The organism is Dorea amylophila, from assembly GCF_025567265.1.
Classification (GTDB): domain Bacteria; phylum Bacillota; class Clostridia; order Lachnospirales; family Lachnospiraceae; genus Dorea_A; species Dorea_A amylophila.
Window position 1 is genome coordinate 52,694 of record NZ_JAOQJW010000008.1, and the last position, 19,901, is coordinate 72,594.

Annotated in this window: 11 protein-coding genes; all 11 read right to left on the reverse strand. The window is 41.9% G+C overall.

The annotated features are described in order from the left end of the window. Positions 1–10: 10 nt before the first annotated feature. A complete protein-coding gene (locus OCV72_RS06455; protein ID WP_055282723.1) occupies positions 11–595 on the reverse strand; it encodes an accessory gene regulator B family protein in 585 nt (194 codons plus the stop codon). Then, positions 595–753, reverse strand: a complete 159-nt coding sequence (locus tag OCV72_RS06460) for a cyclic lactone autoinducer peptide (protein WP_015528432.1) — start codon at positions 751–753, stop codon at positions 595–597. Before OCV72_RS06460 ends, OCV72_RS06455 begins: the two co-directional genes overlap by 1 nt. Positions 754–854: 101 nt before the next feature. Beyond that, complete coding sequence (locus OCV72_RS06465; RefSeq protein ID WP_242859228.1) at positions 855–2,057, reverse strand: sensor histidine kinase; 1,203 nt, start codon at positions 2,055–2,057, stop codon at positions 855–857. Positions 2,058–2,146: 89 nt separating this feature from the next. Continuing rightward, positions 2,147–2,884: a LytR/AlgR family response regulator transcription factor gene (locus OCV72_RS06470; protein ID WP_015528430.1), complete on the reverse strand. Its 738-nt coding sequence runs from the start codon at positions 2,882–2,884 to the stop codon at positions 2,147–2,149. A gap of 87 nt (positions 2,885–2,971) precedes the next feature. Beyond that, on the reverse strand, positions 2,972–3,211 hold the full coding sequence (locus OCV72_RS06475; RefSeq protein WP_054337273.1) for a helix-turn-helix domain-containing protein: 240 nt from the start codon (positions 3,209–3,211) through the stop codon (positions 2,972–2,974). A 283-nt stretch (positions 3,212–3,494) separates the two neighbouring features. Then, the gene (locus tag OCV72_RS06480; RefSeq protein WP_055059678.1) at positions 3,495–3,701 is read right to left on the reverse strand and encodes a PIN domain-containing protein; all 207 of its coding nucleotides are present in this window, start codon (positions 3,699–3,701) and stop codon (positions 3,495–3,497) included. A 27-nt stretch (positions 3,702–3,728) separates the two neighbouring features. After that, the gene (locus OCV72_RS06485) at positions 3,729–6,488 is read right to left on the reverse strand and encodes a YodL domain-containing protein (protein ID WP_055282726.1); all 2,760 of its coding nucleotides are present in this window, start codon (positions 6,486–6,488) and stop codon (positions 3,729–3,731) included. 81 nt (positions 6,489–6,569) lie between these two features. After that, on the reverse strand, positions 6,570–14,252 hold the full coding sequence (locus OCV72_RS06490; RefSeq protein ID WP_055282728.1) for a DEAD/DEAH box helicase family protein: 7,683 nt from the start codon (positions 14,250–14,252) through the stop codon (positions 6,570–6,572). Positions 14,253–14,320: 68 nt separating this feature from the next. Then, entirely contained in the window at positions 14,321–15,409 is a 1,089-nt protein-coding gene (locus OCV72_RS06495) for a DUF5688 family protein (RefSeq protein WP_055282730.1), read from the reverse strand. 6 nt (positions 15,410–15,415) lie between these two features. Further along, positions 15,416–15,556, reverse strand: a complete 141-nt coding sequence (locus tag OCV72_RS06500; protein WP_005344203.1) for a hypothetical protein — start codon at positions 15,554–15,556, stop codon at positions 15,416–15,418. Positions 15,557–15,638: 82 nt separating this feature from the next. Then, complete coding sequence (locus OCV72_RS06505; RefSeq protein ID WP_330376562.1) at positions 15,639–19,814, reverse strand: SpaA isopeptide-forming pilin-related protein; 4,176 nt, start codon at positions 19,812–19,814, stop codon at positions 15,639–15,641. Positions 19,815–19,901: the final 87 nt, after the last annotated feature.

Here is a 19,901-nt window from a genome sequence, read left to right on the forward strand (position 1 = left end):
ATGGATTAGTTCACTCTAACTCTTTATCAAAAAAAATTTTGGTCCATCCTAATATTAAACCAGACGCCAAAACAATATGCGCTACCATAATCCCGTTTACGATCAGGGAATATCCAATCACAGAAAAAACACCTGCTATCGCGCATTCAATCACTAAAATTACCCTCGCGCGCATCCCATAAACTTTCTTCTCTTTCACATCCAGTTTCTTGCTGCTGGCATCCACCGGTGCCATAGCAAATATGAATCCAACTGCGACAAGCCATATAATCCGCATTTGCCACGTCACAATTAGGTCAGATGCCAGATACTGACTGCATAGAAGGACAAGGATACTGGAAACAATCATGCAGCTCCCTGCTTTTTCTAAATGAATTCCTCCGGCATACTGCCTTAGAACAGTAAAGGGCAATAAAAAGACTAGCATCTCCAGCCAATTCCCCGTTGCGATGCCAAGTATGACAGTGATAAGGTATATCGCGACCCTGCCCAGCAGTACACCGTAAGCATATTCATACAACCTGCGGTCTTTTTCTTCAAGAATCCCGTTCCTTTTTTGCACTTCAAAAAGCCAGCCGGTAGTTTTTTTCCACACTAGAATTTCCTCATTTTCTTAACTTCTTCCGGCTCTTCTTCCTGATAGTACAGCCAGTTGCACGCCAGATTTGCCGTATATGCCGTCAGGCAGAGTGCAAGACAGTTTACAACTCCAAGTACTTTGATACCCAAGCTTTTTCTGATTGTTTTTTTCATAGTTACATGCCTCCTTTTTTTTCGAAAGTTTACACAAAAATCGCCCTCTTTTCAATTACCGTGGCAAAAACGGTAACTTTTTGGGCGATTTTTGCACATCTTTATTTTATTGTAAAGATCAGCTTAACAGAGAACTCCTGTTCTCCGACCTCCACTCTCATAATTCCAGCATACTTTTTAACCAGTTTTCCAACCGTATGCAGTCCGATCCCGTGACTGTCTGCATCTCTTTTGGTGCTTATGTACCGGTCCTTGTCCTTTAACAGCGGAACAACATACCCGTTGCAAAATTCCATAACAAGGAAATGTTCCTCATTTCCCATATACATCCTGCATTCTACATATCGGCCATCTTTTGTCTTTTCTGCCGCTTCCAGTGCGTTATCCAAAAGATTACCTACGATTGAGATCATATCCAGTTCTTCCAAAAAGTCCAGCCTGAGATCATTACCCAGGGTAATCTTATAGGAAATATTCTTAGATTCCGCAAGGAATTTCCTTTCGCACAGGATGCTGTTCAAGATCGGGTGTTCGCAATACACACCTTTTTGAAGGCTCTGAATCCGGACACCTAAATGTTCCATAATCTCCTTGACCTCTTGATTTTCTCCTTCTTCCATCAAACCGGCTACTGTACAAATAAATTTATTTATATCGTGTAAGAATGCCCTGTTATCCTCATTGACCTTATTCATATACTGTAAATTAGCAATCTCCGCCCTGCTTTTCTGGTAAAGCCGGGCCATCTTCTTCACTTCTTCTGATTTCTCTACAAACCGGTCAAACACTGAGAAAATGAAGATATTCGTCAATAGCAGCAGTGAAGCTCCTACCGGAACCATAACCCTGTTCATTCCTTCAAAAGAAATATTTGAATAAAACACACATCCTAATATAATGATCGTAGCGGTTGGCAGCATGAGCAGCACAGTAAAAGTTTTATTCTCAATCGTCAGATAATCCCTTTTTCTCGTTACCTGATTAATGCATTTAATAAACAGAAATGTCATGGTACTCATCAGTAGTAGCGCTAATGTCTTTTCTATTTCCGTCCCAAAACCCTCAGATGCACCTGTCACGCCATACGCATTCGTAAGCGTTGCAAAGAGAAATTCAGGAATAATTGCCAGCACATAATAGCAGCATACTATAACCAGCTTCTTCCATATATTTCCCCGGAACACAACCATTGACACAATCATATACGTTACCGGAATCATTACCATATTAAATATTGAGGATTCCAAGTGGTTGATTCCGAGCATTACCAGCGCTATGACAAAATATACGAGAAATTTTCCCAAAAAGTTTTCTCTTCTGTATGGGAGCATGTTCTTTTCCAGATCTTCCAACAGATACATCTGAAGAAGGCAGATCAAAAAATCTCTTACTATTATACCATGCCGTTCCTTTCCCCAAGAAACATGATCAGAGCGTCAGCAAACTGACCTTTTCTCGACCTTGAAACATTCAATTGGATTCCCATCTGTAGCAGCGCCACATTCTTTTCCAATCCTTCCACTTTCGCCAGATTTACAATATAACTGTTATGTGCATACTCAAATCCCCTTCCGGCCAGACGTTCATATAAATCGCCTAAAGATTCCTTACAATGCATCTCATCTATCTCCCCCTGCCTAGCAACGTATATAGAGCAACCCCTTTTCGCCAGACAGATATATAAAATGTCTTCCGTATAGATACGAATTACTCTTCCCGCTGATGTAACCGTCACGGAATAATCTCCACAGTGCAATTTTACTTTTGATAAAATCGCAGGGATTTCCCTTTTCAGACTTCTGTCATGCAAGTCTTTCATAATATAACGGAACGGCTGCCCAATATTGATGCTATCTGGAGTCGGTTCAAAGTATCCGGAGCAGAACACCAATATCGCTGCCCTATTGTATTCCCTCAGCTTCAGTACCGATTTATTCCCATCCAATCCGGGCATACGCATATCCATAAAGACCAAATCATGCAAAATATCAGCATTTTCCAGTAGTTCCTTTCCTGACTCGTATTCATAAAACCGTATCTCGCTCTTAGGAAGAATCCCTTCCGTTTCTATAACCTTCTCTATTTTCTCCCTATAATTTTTATCATCATCGCAAATTGCTATTTTATACATCTATGTCCTCATAGGTTAGTTTTTCCTAACTCTTTTTCATAAAAAATCCATCCTGCAGAATCTGAATCCTATGAGCATTTACTCTTCCTATAGTTCGGGTTCCAAATCTGCAAAGATGGGATCAGCAAAAAATTCCTGTATTGTGACATCCAATCCATCGCATATCTTTTTTATTGTAACTACGCCAGCATTCTTACTCTGACCATACAAAATATTCTTTAATGTCGAAGGAGGAACGCCAGAACATACCGCCGCCTCATTCACTGTGATATCTTTCTGATTAATCAGATCGTTTAAACGATATATGACCGCTGTTTTTATATCCACGGTATCGACCACCTTTTTTTCTTCTATTTTATATAAATCGGCTTTAAAAGGTCGCCCATATATAGTCTTTTTGATCTATGTACGATATTTTTTTAACAGTTTTTCTTATTCTAGCAGAAATCAGCTAAATTTCTATATTTTATTAGATACATGAAACCCTGTGAGAACATTTCTGATCCTACGCAGGGTTTTCCACTTTGTTATAAAATTTTTATATTTTCCAGTATGCTGGATCGGAGTTATCATTCAACTTTCCTTCTGCTACCGATTGTAAAAACATATTTTACGAATAAATATTCAGCAGTTCTTCCGGAGAAAGCAGTGTAATCCAAAAGGAAAGAAAATCCTTTTTATTCCTTGTCACAATCGCATCACACTGATTCGCCTTCGTACAAGTTGCAAGCAGGCAGTCTTCAAAATCAGATACTCTCTGCAAATAAGCAGGCAGCACATCTTCGTTCGTCACTGTCAGCACTTTTGCTATGTCCAAAACGGAGCCAAGTGCCTTTCTATAAATTTATACCGTTCTTACATCCCGATCAGCTCCTCTCTCCGGGTCATCTTTTCCCTGCTTTTCTTGGATTTTTCTCTTATTGATTTCCAGTCGTTCATGAATAGATGGCTTCTTTGCCTTCGTAGTTGCTTTATTCTTTTCTGTTTGCATACTCGAAACTACCTTTTTCACAGCTTTGTCATTATCCCCTTTTGTCACATTCGCTGCTCTTGACGCTTCTACTCTGCTGTCCTGCTTTTCTGCAACCTGCCGTTCCTGCTTTTCCTGCACACTTTTTTCTTCCAGACTGCAAAAGCTCTGCAAATATGGCAGCACATGGTTCTGCATATCGGTCAGATCTTCCATACACTTCTGAAACTCTTCATTTCCCTTGTTTTTCAGATAACCAATCCAACTTTCATCCGTAAGTTTCAGTTCATTTTGGAGTTTCAGCTGACTTAAAATACCGCCATTTCCTGTTCCAATATCTATTTTCCCTTTGAAATATTGCAGCATTTTATCGCCTTTTTCCGCATAATATATAGTAAAAAACATCTGGGCTGTTACCATCGGCTCATCCGTCCTCGGATTACGGTCTGCGTACCATTCCTTATCCTTCTGTGCAGTACGGGAATCCAGATCTGAGAGCTTCTGACAGCGTGGTTCCATCAGCTCCCGCTTTTCACAGTAATTCACATACACCATCGGCTCTGTTTCTTTGGATATATCTGGTTCGTAGGATTTCAGCCGTTCCAGCAAAACACCTGCCCACACGGACTGCTCACAGTCTTCTTCAATCACATCCTTCAGAAAGGAAATATAAGAACCAACATTTCCACTTTGCAGATCCAGCATGACTTCCTGTAAGGTATCCTGCCCTGGTTCTACATGATCCCGGTAATCATACGGATCAAATGCTTCTGCAATCTCATCCAGTGCCTCTGCCAGCTGTTCTGTGGTCATCTTCTCTGGATACATTGCTTCTCGAACATCCCTCATCGGTACATACTTGTAGTCCGGCAATGCTTCATGAATTTTCTCAATCCCTTCCCGTACCAGTGCAAGCTCTCCATAAAACCGAACATCATCCATCAGATTTCCAAGTACTGTATTTCCTTTTACGATTGCAAATTCAGCATCATCGTAGTAACTGTCTTCCGGATCACGATAGATAATTCCCATCGAGCATCCCAGATACGCAGTTTCTGGATTCTCCTTATATTTTTCATAGACTGCAGCTATCTGATTAACATCGGTACTTTTTTCATAAGCTCCCATATCATGGAACTCATCACATTCTGTGGCAAAGTATTCCAGATAAGGTTCTTTCTTCAGTGGCATATTGTTAAGTACATTGTCAATCATGTTATAATTCGCCTCTTCCAGTTCTTCTACCTTAGCCAGTGGCTTATATTCGCCCTGGCTTTTCTGAATCTCTGCCATTACAACCTCATCCATTTCTTTCACTTTTTCCATCAACTGATCATAATCCCCACGGATGCGTTCTCCAGTCCAGCCTTCGTCTTCCAAAAGTTCCTCTGCCGCTTCTTCAATAGAAATTTCATCATTTTCATAGACGCCACCATCCATCAGACGGAAATCTTCATCGTAAAAGGAATAATCGTATCCTTCTTCTGTCCTCTGAATAGCAAAATACCGTTCTCCTACCTCATATGCCAGTTCACTAAGAACCTGTTCTTCCAGATTCAAGAAAGAATCCAGCTGTTCAAAACTGATACTGTCTACAAAATGAGCTGTTACTTTTTCCCCATCATTCAAAACAACGATATCACTGACAGACAGGGAATGCCCACGGAAGTCTTTCGGTCTATCAATGTTGAACCTTTCAAAAATATCATCCAGTGACGTATTTCCCAGTAATTCTCCAACATAGACCAGCTTATAATCTTCTTTTTTTATCTGCATACCATGACTTTCAATAAAACTCATATTCATAAATGCATAATTTTCGCCCGGTGAATCATCTTTGATCTGATAAATACCAAAGGTTCGCCTTGTTCCTAACAACAGGTTTGCCTCTTTCAAAGACTGAATCTGCGGATATTTCTGCATTTCCCATTCCAAGTTACGGAAACGCTCCCGTTCTGCCATGGACATCTGATAATGCTCCGGTCCTCGTTCGATTTCCTTGCGTTCCGTGACATAGATTGGTGATGAAAAATTAGTGATCAGATAGATATCTGCTCCGGCATCGTATAATTTCAGTGCTTCTTCCTGGTCAATGACACTCATAGGCTCCTGAAATGCTCCAAAATCTTCATCGGCATAATCCAGATCCTGATCCCTTATCCGTTCCCACATCTGTAATTCCATGCCAAACAGACCTTCATGTGCCTGTATCATTTCTTTACTTGCATACTCTCCCTTACCGCCATCGCTGCCCAAGCAATAAATCTTAGAACCCATCCTGTGATAATCTAAGGCTGCTTCTTTTCTAAGCGGTACCATATCCTCTGCTGTATATCCATAATCCCGAAGTTCCAGCTTGCCTATGGTTGGATCTGGTAAGTCCTGAATATCCATTCTTGCATCATCCAGTAAATCCTCTACACTTTCCTCATCTGCTTTGCTCAATGCATCTGCCAGATTTCTTACCAGAGTCCTAACTTTCTCTTCCTCACCGATCAGATTCGCATATTCAGAAATCTGTTCTTTTACATCTGTTGGAAACTCTACGCCTCTACGCTCTGCCTGATTGATCCGTTCCTGCGTATATTCCTGCATTTTCTGTGTTTCTCTACCTGTTATCATACTTCTTGCCATATAAGTTCCTCCCGTATTCTGAAAGAAGGCATAACCCACAGAACATTCTTTCTGCCAGATTATGCCATCTTCCTTGTTTTCTTATTCCAGACCGAAGTCCCGCTTTCTATTTTCCTTGCCAGTTTCACTTTCCCGCTGACTCTTTTCTTTATAAATCTGCAGCTTCTCATGGATAGAACCTCGTGCCGGTCTTTCTTCTTTCTCTTTTGATTCCGACTGCTCTGTTTCTGTATCTTCCCGTTCATCCATATTGAGAAGTGCATTTAATTCTGACAGCCGCTCCAGTTTTTGGCTCAGTTCCTCTTCTTTTGGAAATGGCTTCCCGACTTCCTCTTTGGCATTTGTCATCTGCTCCTGTACCGTTTCCAGCCGTTGTTCTGCTTCTGCCAGTTTTTCCGGATAACTTTCTAAAAGATTATTGATACGAATGATATTTCCCAGGGCATCGGCTCCCAACCGAACTTTAGCTACCGATTCATGCTTTACAGACAGGATAAACTCTTTGCTCCAGCTGTCGAATTGGATTCTCATGTTAAATCCCTGATAACTTCCAATGTCCATAGCTGCATCTACAGACTTAATGTCTTTGCAGACCGCCAGAAGAGCCGCTCCTGCCTCTTTCTTTTCTGTGAACACTTTGCCACTGATTTCCATAGAAAACTGCTCTGGATCTGTAATTTTATGCTCAGAAAAATGAGCGATATCTGCCTTATAGCTGTCAATAATCTCCGTCAGTTTTGCAATCTGTTGCGGAAAATTCCTTGCAATATCATCTTCCAGTCGGTATTGGTTATTCATGTGGTTCGCTTTTAGAAGCTTTAATTTCGCCACATCCACATCCAATGCCATCTTCTCTTTTACTGCTGGATTTCCGGTTGCCAGTGCTTTGACCTCTGCATAGGACAGTGCCGCTTCGTCCACATCTTCGCAGCTTCTGACCGGTGCTTTGCTGGTCATGATCTGGGAAATAAACTTCTGCTTGTTTTCGATCAACTGCCACATGTAGCTGTCAAATGTGGATTCAGTTACATACCGGAAGATATGAACCTTTTTATTATGGTTTCCCTGACGGATAATACGTCCTTCCCTCTGTTCCAAGTCAGATGGTTTCCAACCAATATCCAGATGATGCAGGGCAATCAAACGATCCTGCACATTGGTTCCTGCACCCATCTTTGCTGTTGAGCCAATCAAAAAACGAACCTGTCCGGATTTCACTTTCCCAAACAGCTCCGTCTTTTTTGCTTCTGTATTTGCATCATGAATAAACGCAATCTCTTTTTCCGGTACACCTTTCTCTATCAGTTTCTGCTTCAAATCATCATAAACATTGAAACTGCCATCGCCTTTCGGTGTGCTCAAATCACAGAAAATCAACTGTGCTGATTTCTGTGCTGCTGTATCTTTCCAGATTTCATAGCTTTTCTCTGCACAGACTGCTATTTTGCTTTCCGGATTATCTGGCAATAATTCATTCACCAAACGCTGATCCAATGCTAACTTTCTTCCATCATTGGTAATTTTCAGCATATTATCAACCGAGGCATCTACCCCACCGTTTCTGACAACTTCTGCACGTTCTCCAAGGCTTTCTACGATTTCTTTCTGCTGTTCCGTTGGTTTCAGCACCACTGTTTCATATTCCGCTTCCGGCACTGGAAGCTTTAATTGATCGGAAGTCTTGATATCTGCAATCTCCTTGAACATATTCATCAGTTCCGGAATATTATAAAACCGTGCGAATCTGGACTTTGCACGATAACCTGTTCCTTCCGGTGCAAGTTCGATACTCGTGACAACTTCTCCAAAAGTGGAAGCCCAGGAATCAAACAATCCAAGTCCCATATTTTGTAATTTACTGTTCTGCAGATACCGCTGCATAACATATAATTCCGTCATGCTGTTACTGATTGGTGTGCCTGTAGCAAAAGTAATGCCTTTTCCTCCGGTAATCTCGTCCAGATATTGACATTTATTGAACATATCTGCCGACTTCTGTGCTTCGTTCTGTGCAATCCCGGCTACATTTCTCATTTTTGTATAGAGAAACGCATTTTTATAGCTGTGTGCTTCATCTACATACAAATGATCCACGCCCAGTTCTTCAAACGTAACTACCTGATCTTTTTTCTCTTTCTGATTCAGTTTTTCCAGTCTTGTCTGCAGGGTTTTTCTGGTCTTTTCAATCTGTTTGACGGTATAACGCCCGCCGTCCTGTTCATACCTTGCACTCTGGATTGCCATTTCCAGATCATCAATCTGCTTCCGCAGCATGGCTTCCTGCCTCTCATCAGAGATTGGAATACGCTCAAACTGAGAATGACCGATGATAATGGCATCATAATTTCCCATAGCGATTCTGGCACAGAACTTTTTCCGGTTTGCCGGTTCAAAATCTTTCTTGGTTGCTACCAGGATATTGGCTCCCGGATATAACTGTAGGAATTCTGCACCCCACTGCTCCGTCAAATGGTTCGGCACGACAAAGAGATTCTTCTGTGATAATCCCAGTCTTTTACTTTCCATTGCAGCTGCTACCATTTCGTAAGTCTTCCCAGCTCCTACTACATGAGCAAGAAGTACATTCTCTCCGTAAAGCTGGTGTGCAACTGCATTTTTCTGATGCGAACGAAGCTCTATTTCTGGGTTCATTCCTGGGAAAGTCAAATGACTGCCATCGTATTCACGGGGACGGATGCTGTTAAATCGTTCATTGTACACCTTTACCAGACGTTCACGCCTCTGCTGATCTTTAAAAATCCAGTCCCTAAATGCTGCCTTCATGGCATCCTGCTTCTGTGATGCCAGCATGGTTTCTTTCTTATTGAGGACACGGATCTCATCACCATTTTCATTGACGCTCTTATCATAGATGCGTACATCTTTCAGGTTCAGGGTATCTTCCAGAATCTTATAGGCATTTGCTCTCTCAGTTCCATACGTTGCATAGGCAAACGCATTTCTCGGACTGTCGGCATTCTTTCCTGTAATCCTCCACTCACCATTTACCTCAGAGAATTTAACCTGTATTTCCTTCTGCGCAAGATACCATGGCGTATGAAGCAGTTCTACCATAAAATCCTGATAATCCGAAGGTTCAATCCAAGTAGCTCCAACACGCACCTCAATTTCGGATGCTTCCAGATTTCTCGGCTGAACTGCCTCTAAAGCACGGACATTCGGTGTAAATTCCGGATGATTCTCTGCAAAGGTTCTCGCAGTGTTTAATTTATCCCTGACATTTCCAGATAAATACTCATCTCCGCTTTCCCACTGGTCTGTCAGTGGATTTTTGAAGATAACCCCGACCAATTCTTCTGTGATCTTCTCTTCGGTCTTTCCGGTCAGCTTTGCCATATAAGGAAGGTCTACCTTTGCCCTTTCGTTAAGAGACAATGCCAATGCTTCTGTTGCTGTCTCCACGCTTGTCACAGCAACCGCCTTTTTGATGGTTCGTTTGGTGAACATGTCCGCTTTCCGCTTCAATGTTCCATCTTCATTCAAGTCTTCCAGGGAACACAGCAGACAATAAGAAGAGTCATCAGAAAATGCACGTTTATTAGCATTACTTCCAATGACTCCATACTTTGCTGTGTAAGTATCATATACCTGATTCAGCTTCTCCTGCTGTTTCTGGATTTCTTCATCTGTGACAGATTCCTCCATCTGCATGGCGATCAACTCCCGGACGGTATCACGGATTGCAACCATGCCTTTTACACGTTCTGCAGTGGCTGCAGGCATTTTCACCTGATTCATCAAAGAGTTGACACGATAATATACCTGATCATCTACAACCGTATAGCTGTAATTTCTAACATTCGGATCTGCCGGAATACTCTCTGGCATCTCATCCAGTTCTGTTTCCACATCTACTGCCGGTACCATGCTTCCCTTAATTTGTTTCACAGCTTCTTGTAACTGTAATTCCAAATCAGCTCCTTCCATTGGAGCACAGGTTGTTTCCATACCATACGGACCGGACACTTCTTTCATCTCACCCAGAATCATTTCCGGATGCTGAACAAAATACTGATTGACCGTAATTCCATTGACATCACTATCCAGATTTATCCATTCCGGCATTTCTTTCGTAAGGCTTTCCCTCTTTTGGAAAAACAAGATATCAGCACTGACTTCTGTTCCCGCATTTGCCTTAAAAGCTGTGTTCGGCAGTCGAATTGCTCCCAGCAGATCTGCCCGCTCTGCCAGATATTTCCGGACTTCCGGTGACGCCTTATCCATAGTTCCCTTTGTTGTGATCAGTGCCGCCACACCACCTGGACGTAACTGATCTATCGTCTTGGCGAGAAAGTAATCATGGATCATGAAATTGTAGCGATCATACTGACGGTCATTGACCTTGTATGCACCAAATGGCACATTTCCAATCGCCACATCAAAAAATTCATTAGGATAATCTGTCTTCTCAAAACCTTTGATCTGAATATTGGCATCTGGATAGAGTAGCTTTGCAATTCTACCGCTGATACTGTCCAGTTCCACACCATAGAGTTTGGACTGGTTTAGATTCTCCGGAAGCATTCCAAAGAAGTTCCCGACTCCCATAGATGGCTCCAGAATATTTCCTTTTGTAAATCCCAGATTCTCCAACACCTGATACATACTTTCAATCACAATCGGCTGTGTATAATGAGCATTTAAGGTGGAAGCTCTGGCTGCAGCATATTCCTCTGGTGTAAGAACCGTCTTTAATTCCAAATATTCTGTCTCCCATGCAGCTTTTGTCTCATCAAATGCATCTGCAAGACCTCCCCAGCCAACGTACCTGGATAAGATTTCCTGTTCTTCCGGTGTTGCATTGCGATTCTCATCCTCACATTTCTTTAACAACTGGATAGCCATGATATTGGCACGGAACTTTTCTTTTGCTGTACCCTGTCCAAGCTCATCATCTGTGATGCGGAAGTTCGTTGCTGGAATCGGTTCTGATATTCCGTTAATCTCTTCCAAAGATTTTTTTCCTTCCGATACCTCAACTTCTCCAGATAATTCTTTTTCTTTTTTATCATAATCTGTCCACACACGTTGAGAAATAGCAGTAAAATACGAGGACTCTTCCTCCATAATTTCTTCCCTGATTTCCCGTAATTCATCTAAGGTATCCGCATTTACAGTTTTGTTGTGATAATGATAATAAAGTACTTCTTGTCCGAGTTTTACATCCAGACGTTCCAATTCTTGTGTTGACATTCGATTCCAAATATCATCTTTTTCCGTATGAATCGTGAAACCTTCTCCATCATCATGATATTCTAATGTGTATTGAAGTCGATTCGCTTCTCCCTTAACTTTGCAATCAAAATCGTGGATTTTTGTTCTGGTACCAGACATATATTCTGAATCAACTAATCGCAAATCCGTTATATCTTCCGCTGTCAAAGTATCCTGCTCCAGCTGTTCTCCTAACATCTGCTGTGCTTCTTCCAAATCTGCCAGTCTTTGTGCTTCCTGTCGTTCTTCGTACTTTTCCATTTCTTCCGGTGACAAATAATCATCTGTGCGGATTAACTGGCGGACACGTTCTGCAACCTTGTTCCACTTTAATAAAACTTCTACCTCTGGACTGCCAATTTTCCCTTTTGCAAGTTTTAATCCTTTTGCATCATGGGATGCGTCGGAAGCATCTGCTCCTGGTATTCCGGGTGAGGAACCACCTGTTCCATACTCATTTTTCAGGAACTCAGCTGCATCTTTCATATCATGATGTTCCATGAAATACTCATAGATTCGGTTACGTCCTCCTGCAGTAATGCCGCCTCTTCTTAACACTGCGTCAATTTCATCCTGTGTGATAAAGGATAGTGCCGGACGTTCGACCGTAAATTTCTGGTCTACCCAGGAACGCTCCCTCTGAAGATCCTGAAAGCGTTGGAAATATTCCGGATTATGCTGAATCTCCCAGCGGTGATAATCTCCCGGATTCTCATCCATATATTTCTGCAGCCATTCAAAACGATAGACAATCGCATCTGCTTCCTCTTGATCTGTCCATGCTCCACTCACTACATCCTGCCAGTCTGAATATGATTGTTTCTTTTCCCAGTTTCTGCAAGTATCCCGAAAATGAAGTGCAAGAAGATTGGTCATTTCTTCCTGCTCCTGTTCAATGGCATTATTGGAAATCAAATTATCCACGTAATTTCCATCCTCATACATATCCCGAATTCTGTTCGCTGCTTCTTCCCACGTAACCATGCGGTCAAAGTTTCTTCTGGCAGAGTCCCCTCGCCGGATACGGATACCATCATTGTCATACCAGATACTGATTTTCTGACCATCTATGGTAAATCCTTTGCCACCAGTTCCATATTCATCTTTCAAGAAGCTTTGCATTTCTTCATTATCCAGACCTTCAATCAGTCTTGCTGTAATATGAAACAGTGTATTTTTCTGTCCGCTTCCCGTGCGGAGAATATCATTTACCACTTCATCGGAAATAAGAAAAGCGGCTGGCTGTTCCAATGCAGCTGCCGCTTTCCTTATTTCTCCTAACTGTTCCTCTTCTGTTGGGAACAGGCTTAACTGTAAATAATCTCCTGAATCACCAGCTCCTCTGCCTGTGCCTTGATCTGGTTCATGTGTCTGGTCCATGCCATCCCGTCTGCCATTTTGTCCGGTGCCGGATCTTTCTCCAGAAGTTCGTTCATCAGGTTGTCTACTCTCTGCCTTGCCTGACTGTCGATCTCCATCAGGTGACTGTCCAGACGGTTCTGCAGTGTCAGAATGTTGAACCTGGCTACCTTGTGGTTTCTCAGATACTCTTTCCTCATCATTCCGTACTTCCCGATGGTTCCTCTCGTCTCTTCCAGGCTGATATCTGGAATCTGATACTCTCCGTTCTGGCTGTAACTGATCTCTCTCATAGTCTGTTTCCTCCTTTTTTTCTTCTCTATCTTCTGTGTTATCTGTATTGCTTTCACGAATTAACGTGTTGAATTCATTATAAGCTACTTCTTTTTCTTTTGCAACCGTTTTCAGGTCATTTTCCAGATCATTCAGAACATATCGTCCAATCTGCATCAGGACTGGTCTGCTGATCTCGTTGACTGCACTTCCCAGATGTCCTAATACTTTCAGCTGTTTGAAGTCCGTAATATGCCGAAAATCCTCTGCATCCAGATATTCCTGTGCATCCAGCCCACATCGGTTTAGTAATACATACCAGACACTATTGGTCATCAGTTCCCGGAATTCTACTTCCTGATTCTGTTCGTCCAGTTCTTCCAAAAATGTCCCTGTTACATCCAGTCTCAGTTCTTCCAATGTATCTGGAAGCCATTCCTGCATACTCTCCTTCGCTGCCTGATGCAGACTTTCAGCAAGTCCTCCTTCTATATCTTCCAGTGATAACTGCTCCTGCAGATAATCTGCCACCAGCTGTTCTCCTTCCACCGGAAGATTCCATAACTGAGGATCCTTTCCAAGATTCCGCACTTTATAAGTGTCCTGCACATCAAATACATAACGAAGTTTTGTTTTCGATCCGGAAGTATTGTCAATCAAGGCAATCCCCTTAGATCCCTTTTTGATCCAGCGGTACATCTTCTGATTCCAGATTTCCATGGATGCTACGGCAGTTGCTTCCGGCCGCTGTGCATAAATTAAAAGCTGTTCTGGAAAAGTGTATTTGTACAGTCTGGATGCCGTGTTTAGGAACCGCATCCATTCCTGCGGACTGGCAGCTACATCTTTTGCCACCTCTTCCGTCAGCTGTTCCATTGCATATAATTTATTTGCCATGTGCTACTCCTTTTCATAAAATAAGGGACTGCTTGGCACAGTCCCCTTAAAATCATCATTGTTACTCTTTATAATGCTGTGGCAAGATCTTTTGACTTATTCTTTGGCACTTTGTCTGACTCTTTTTCCTTGATTTCTGCCTTAGCTTTCTCCAATCTTCCATGGATTCCACCTTTTACTTCCGCTTTTTCAGCTGCTTTTTCTTTCTCCAGACGTGCTTCCCTGCGCTCAGCATTTTCCATTACTGCTGTCTTTTTATCACAGAACTGAACCTTATCAGAAAGCTGTTCCTGTCTTTCCACCTGTGTCTCATTGACTTCCTGTACCATCGCATTTAATTCTGGAACCTGAAAAATTCCGTTATCAGGGAGAATCAACACTTCATGAACGGAAGATGGGATGACAAAGTAATCACTTCCCAAACATTCCCCAATCTGTTTACGAATATCTTCCTGCAGTAACAGGGAAGCCCCATTCATCTTAGATTCATTGGTAAGGCAGAACATTGGATTCTCCACAGTTTCCATATCCAGTTTTTCATTCAAAAGATTCTTTGGTGTTCCTCCAAAAATCATGGATTCGACAATCTGTGTCATATCCACCAGTTGCACACCTCTGTTCTTATCTGCCATCATCGCATCTGCCTGAATCTGTTCGACAGATACTCCCCATTCATTCATCAGAGAAACAGTTACTGGAATACTGCTGATTCCCTCTCCATTTTCCTCCAGGTTTACTGCATAATAAGCTGCAAAATCTCCGTGTTCTGTGACTACTTTATCTGCAAGACGATCGGTATTCCATTCCTTATCACAAATTCTTACCTGTAACTTATTTTTCATCTTTTCATAATCCAGAATATCCGGAACTCCCATATCAAAAAATTCTGCTTTTCCCTGTGCCTCAATACGCATATCAGCCACATCGCCAACACAAGAGTCTACATCTTTTCCATGGATATATTCCTGGTAGAGGGAATCCAGATAGACTGTCGGTACGATTCTCTGATCTCCGTTTGGAATCGTAATACCTGTCAACTTCAACCCGTTGTTTTTTTCTACTTCCTGCAGTTTGATTTCTGCGTCCTTATAAGACTCTGGCAGATACTCCTTTACATTGTCTTTGACATATTCATAAAATTCTTTTCTGTTCATCATACGCTTTTACCCCTTTCTGATCATGTGATGGTTCATTCTTTTTCTACTGACCATCTGCTCGGCTTTCTTCTGATAAGCCATCATTCTCTTTAAAGTTTTCTCCTGGTTTTTTCGTGCTTCCTGTCTTTTTTCCATTGCTTTCATCATAGTTTTCTGTTCCTTTCTGTGATTTTTTTGTATGAAAAAGGGAGCCTCACATAGAAGCTCCCAATCATAACCGTTGGTTTCCTTATTTGTTTTTCCTTTTTCTGCAGATATAAAGTCCTGCCATACCTCCTGTGGAGATTACCAGAAGCAGAATCGGCAGCCAAATATTCGTGCTGTCACCTGTTTTTGGTGCATTTGATACTTTTGTCTCTTCATGGGACTGTGGTGTATCCGGTGTGTTCGGTGTTTCTGGAACTTCCGGTTTCTCATTTGTCAGATTGAAAGTAACTTCCACGACTGGTGTACTGTCATTCGCATAAGCAAATGTCACTTCATGCTTGGTCTGATCCAGTGTGTATCCATCCAGTGTTTTTGTTTCCACCAGATAATACTTGATTGCTGTATCATATTTGCCGTTCTTAAATGTGGCAATCTCATACAGCTTACTTTCTGCATGACCGGCAGCGTCTGTCTTTAAGGTTTCCAGAACCTTTCCTTTGCTGTCACGGAGTTCAAATTCTACCCCTTTCAGTGGTTCTCCTGACGATTTATCTGTCTTATTGAGAATCACTTTTCCCTTGGCAGTATCATCTTTCATAGCCACTTTCTGAATTTCTCCGGTATCTTTCACCTCAAACGTCACATCGGCTGTCAGAAGATATCCTTTCGGTGCCTGCTCTTCACGTAAGGTATATTTACCGATTGGCAGTTTTTCGATATAGTGTGCTTCCTCTGTGGAAGTCCAGCTCTCTACTACCTGATCATCCTTATCGAGAATCGTCAGTTTCGCACCCGGAATCTCAGTTTCTCCTGTGATATCCGTCTTACTGATCTCTACTTTTGTCACATCATCTTTCATCTCATGCTTCTGAACCTCTGCTGTATTCTCTACTGTAAAAGTAATACTTTCTGCAGTAACATATCCATCTGCCGGTTTTGTCTCTGTCATGGTGTATTCCTTACCAACAACCAGTTCTTTGATCACATGGGATTCTTCCGTAGAAGTCCATTCATCTACTATATTGCCATCTGAATCCGTCACTTTCAGGTGTGCACCTGGAAGTTCTTTACCTGTTGTCAGGTCTGTTTTGGTCAGCTCCACTGTGGTTGGCTGATTTTCAAAAGTAAAATCGTAGCTTACTTCTGTCTGGTCTTCTCCGGCATATTCAAAGGTAAACTCCTGTACTTCTTCTGTTGTAACAAATCCGTCCGGTGCAACGATTTCTTTCACATAGTATTTTCCGTCTACCGGAAGATCTGCCGTAAAAGTAATCTGTCCTTTTTCATCTGTTACTCGCTGCTCAATCAAACTGTCTTTCTCAAGAAGTACCTCGCCCTTTGCATTTTTGATATCTTCACTGGTATAAAGACCGAAGACACCACCTGCAAGAACACGTTCTGTGTCTTTTTCTTTCTTCAGAATCGTAACCTTTATTTTCTGACGGGCATTCTGCCATTTTTCATCATAAGTGATGACTGGTGTATTCTGGTCCCGGTAGGAAAGGTCAACATATCTCGGCTCTCCGTCCAGCACATAACCATGGGTTGTTTTTACTTCCTTCACATAGTATTTTCCAGCCGGGAGATCTCCCATCTGTGCAATGCCATTGGAATTTGTAGTAATAGTTCCCACTTTTTCATCTGCTTTGAAATAATCTTCGCTGACACCATCTGCCGCTTTGATATCTTCCGCAGCAAATACATCGAAAGTTACATTTGAAAGGCTTCCGGTTACATACTCAAAGAGATGCTCCACAGTACCTTTTACATTGTCCAGAAGTGTCACTTTATCCAAAAACTCTCCATTTTTGTTAATGATCAGAAGTCCTGTTGGAACTTCATCTTTCATCTCTACTTTCTGAATCTCTGCGGTATCTTCCAGCGTGAACTTCACATCCGTTGCTTTCAAATAACCATAAGGTGCCATTTCCTCACGAAGGGTGTATTCCTCACCAACTGTCAGTCGTTTGATCACATGTGGCTGATCTTTTACAGAAGTCCACTGATCCACAACATTTCCTTCTTTATCGAGAACGGTGAGTTTTGCCCCATCCAGTTCCACACCTGTTGTTACATCAGATTTTGTGATTTCAACTGTTGTTGGCTGGTTCTTTTTCACAGTTTTCAGTTTTACTGTCTTCACATCCTGTCCCTGGTAAGAAGCATTCAGATTCAGAATTTCATCAGAGGATACAAATCCCGCCGGTGCTTTTAACTCTTTCACATAATACTGTCCACGTGGCAGATCCAGCGTACATACTGCAAGACCATCATTATCAGAAGTCATTTCCTGTAAGAGTGTGTTTGCTTTCACGATTACTTTTCCATCCACCTTAATATCCGCTTTGTTATAGATACCAAAGACAGCTCCTGCTACGGTTGCACCATTTTCTGCATCCTGTTTTTCTACCTGAATCGCAACTTTCTGTCGGTCATCGCCAACAGTCACTTCCTGTTCAATTACCGGTGTATCCTGATTGGCATAGACAAATGCGACTTCTGATCTGTCATGGTTCAGGACAAATCCTTCCGGTGCAGTCTTTTCTACTACATAGTAAGAACCAAGTGGCAGGTTATCAGCAACTGCTTTTCCGTCTTCCCCAGTCGTTACCGTTGTTACCAGTGCATCTTTTGCATAGATCAGCTGTCTGTTTCCGTTTTCATCTTTCTGGTAATCCGGTGTATAGATATTTTCAGCTGCATAGACATTAAATTCTGCACCCTTCAGGTATCTTTCTTCATAAACAAAATCTTTCTTAAATCCGGTCAGCATCTCACCTTTTTTATAAATCGTCAGCTTTCCTTTTACCGGATGGTTCTCGTAATCTACCGTAATAATGGCATCTCCGCTTTCAGAATCCATCTGGTATGCTGTGTTTGCATCCACTGCAATCTCTACATAATTCTTGTTGATTGTGTACCCTTCCGGTGCGTTGACTTCCTCAATCCGGTAATGTCCGATCTTCAGATTCTTCGGCATGATCAGATACCCCTGATTGTCCGTAAAATAGGACTTATGGGTTGTTGTCACTGGGTAAGTTGTTACCTGCTCAACATACTTTTTATTATCCAGGTCATATACCTTAAATTCTGTTCCTGCAATCAGGACGGATTTCTTTGTTTCATCGTCTTTTTTCACGATTTTCAGTTTTGCCTTAAACTCTTTATCCAGAAGCACTCGCCAGATCTGCGGCTCATTTGGATGATGCTCTGTGATATTCACTTCAAAATCATCAACTGGCTTGTAATTGTGCGGTGTTGTAGTTTCACGCACAATATAGCTTCCAAATGGTAATGGAATACTGCAGGCATATCCTTTGTCATCTGTGAAAATCTCCGTTGCTCCATTTTCTCCACTCACTACTGGTTTGGCAGAATCAAAATCATAGCTTCCATCTGCTTTCTTTGTAAGGGAAGATTTCAGATAAACTGTAAATCCAGCTCCGGATAACAGATCTGCATCTGTCTTTCCATTGTTGGCTGCTTTGATGATCTGGAATGGCTGTTTGATGACCTGCTCACTGGAAGCGCACTCTCTTTTTACTTCTGCTGTCATATCTCCTTCATAACTGCATGTAAGATCATGCTCTTCTGCATCTGCTAGGTATCCGGTCGGCGGAGTAATCTCTTTGACATAATATTTGCCAAGATATAAGCCATTTACAGAAGCCTGTCCTTTGTCATCTGTTGTAAGAGAAGCTACCTGCTCTCCTGCTTTATAAATAGTTCCCGTTGCTCCATCCGGGTACACGATATCTTCACGGGCATACAGTCCATAAACTGCACCTTTCAGTGTGGCATCTCCCTGTGGTACTGCTTTTCCTGTTTCTTTATAATCTCTTCCGTCTCCGACAGCTACCGCCTGTGTCTGTATATCTCTTTTACTTCCATCTTCTAATGTTTCATGATCTACGGCTGTATACATAAGCAATTGTCTACCGTCATCCAACTCTATTGCACTTCCCGAAAAACATCCATCCTTATCGTATTCTTCATCTGGTGCAAGAGCTGCTGGAAGATATTTCCAATGTAATAAGTCTTTACTTACCACATGCCCCCAATGCATACTGTCCCAGTGTGTATCATATGGATAATACTGATAAAAAAGATGGTACTCTCCCTGATAGTATGAAAAACCATTCGGATCATTCATCCAACCGATATATGGACTCACATGAAAAGCCGGTCTGTCTTCTGCTTTTATCTGCTTTCCTTGTTCTTCTTCATATTTTCTAGCCTTTTCTAACATCTCACTCATGCAAATTCTCCTGTTGTTCGTATCGTTATTTTTCTTCGCTTACTGACTTCTGATATTGATCAAAGTATTTCTGTTTAATTGAAAGAT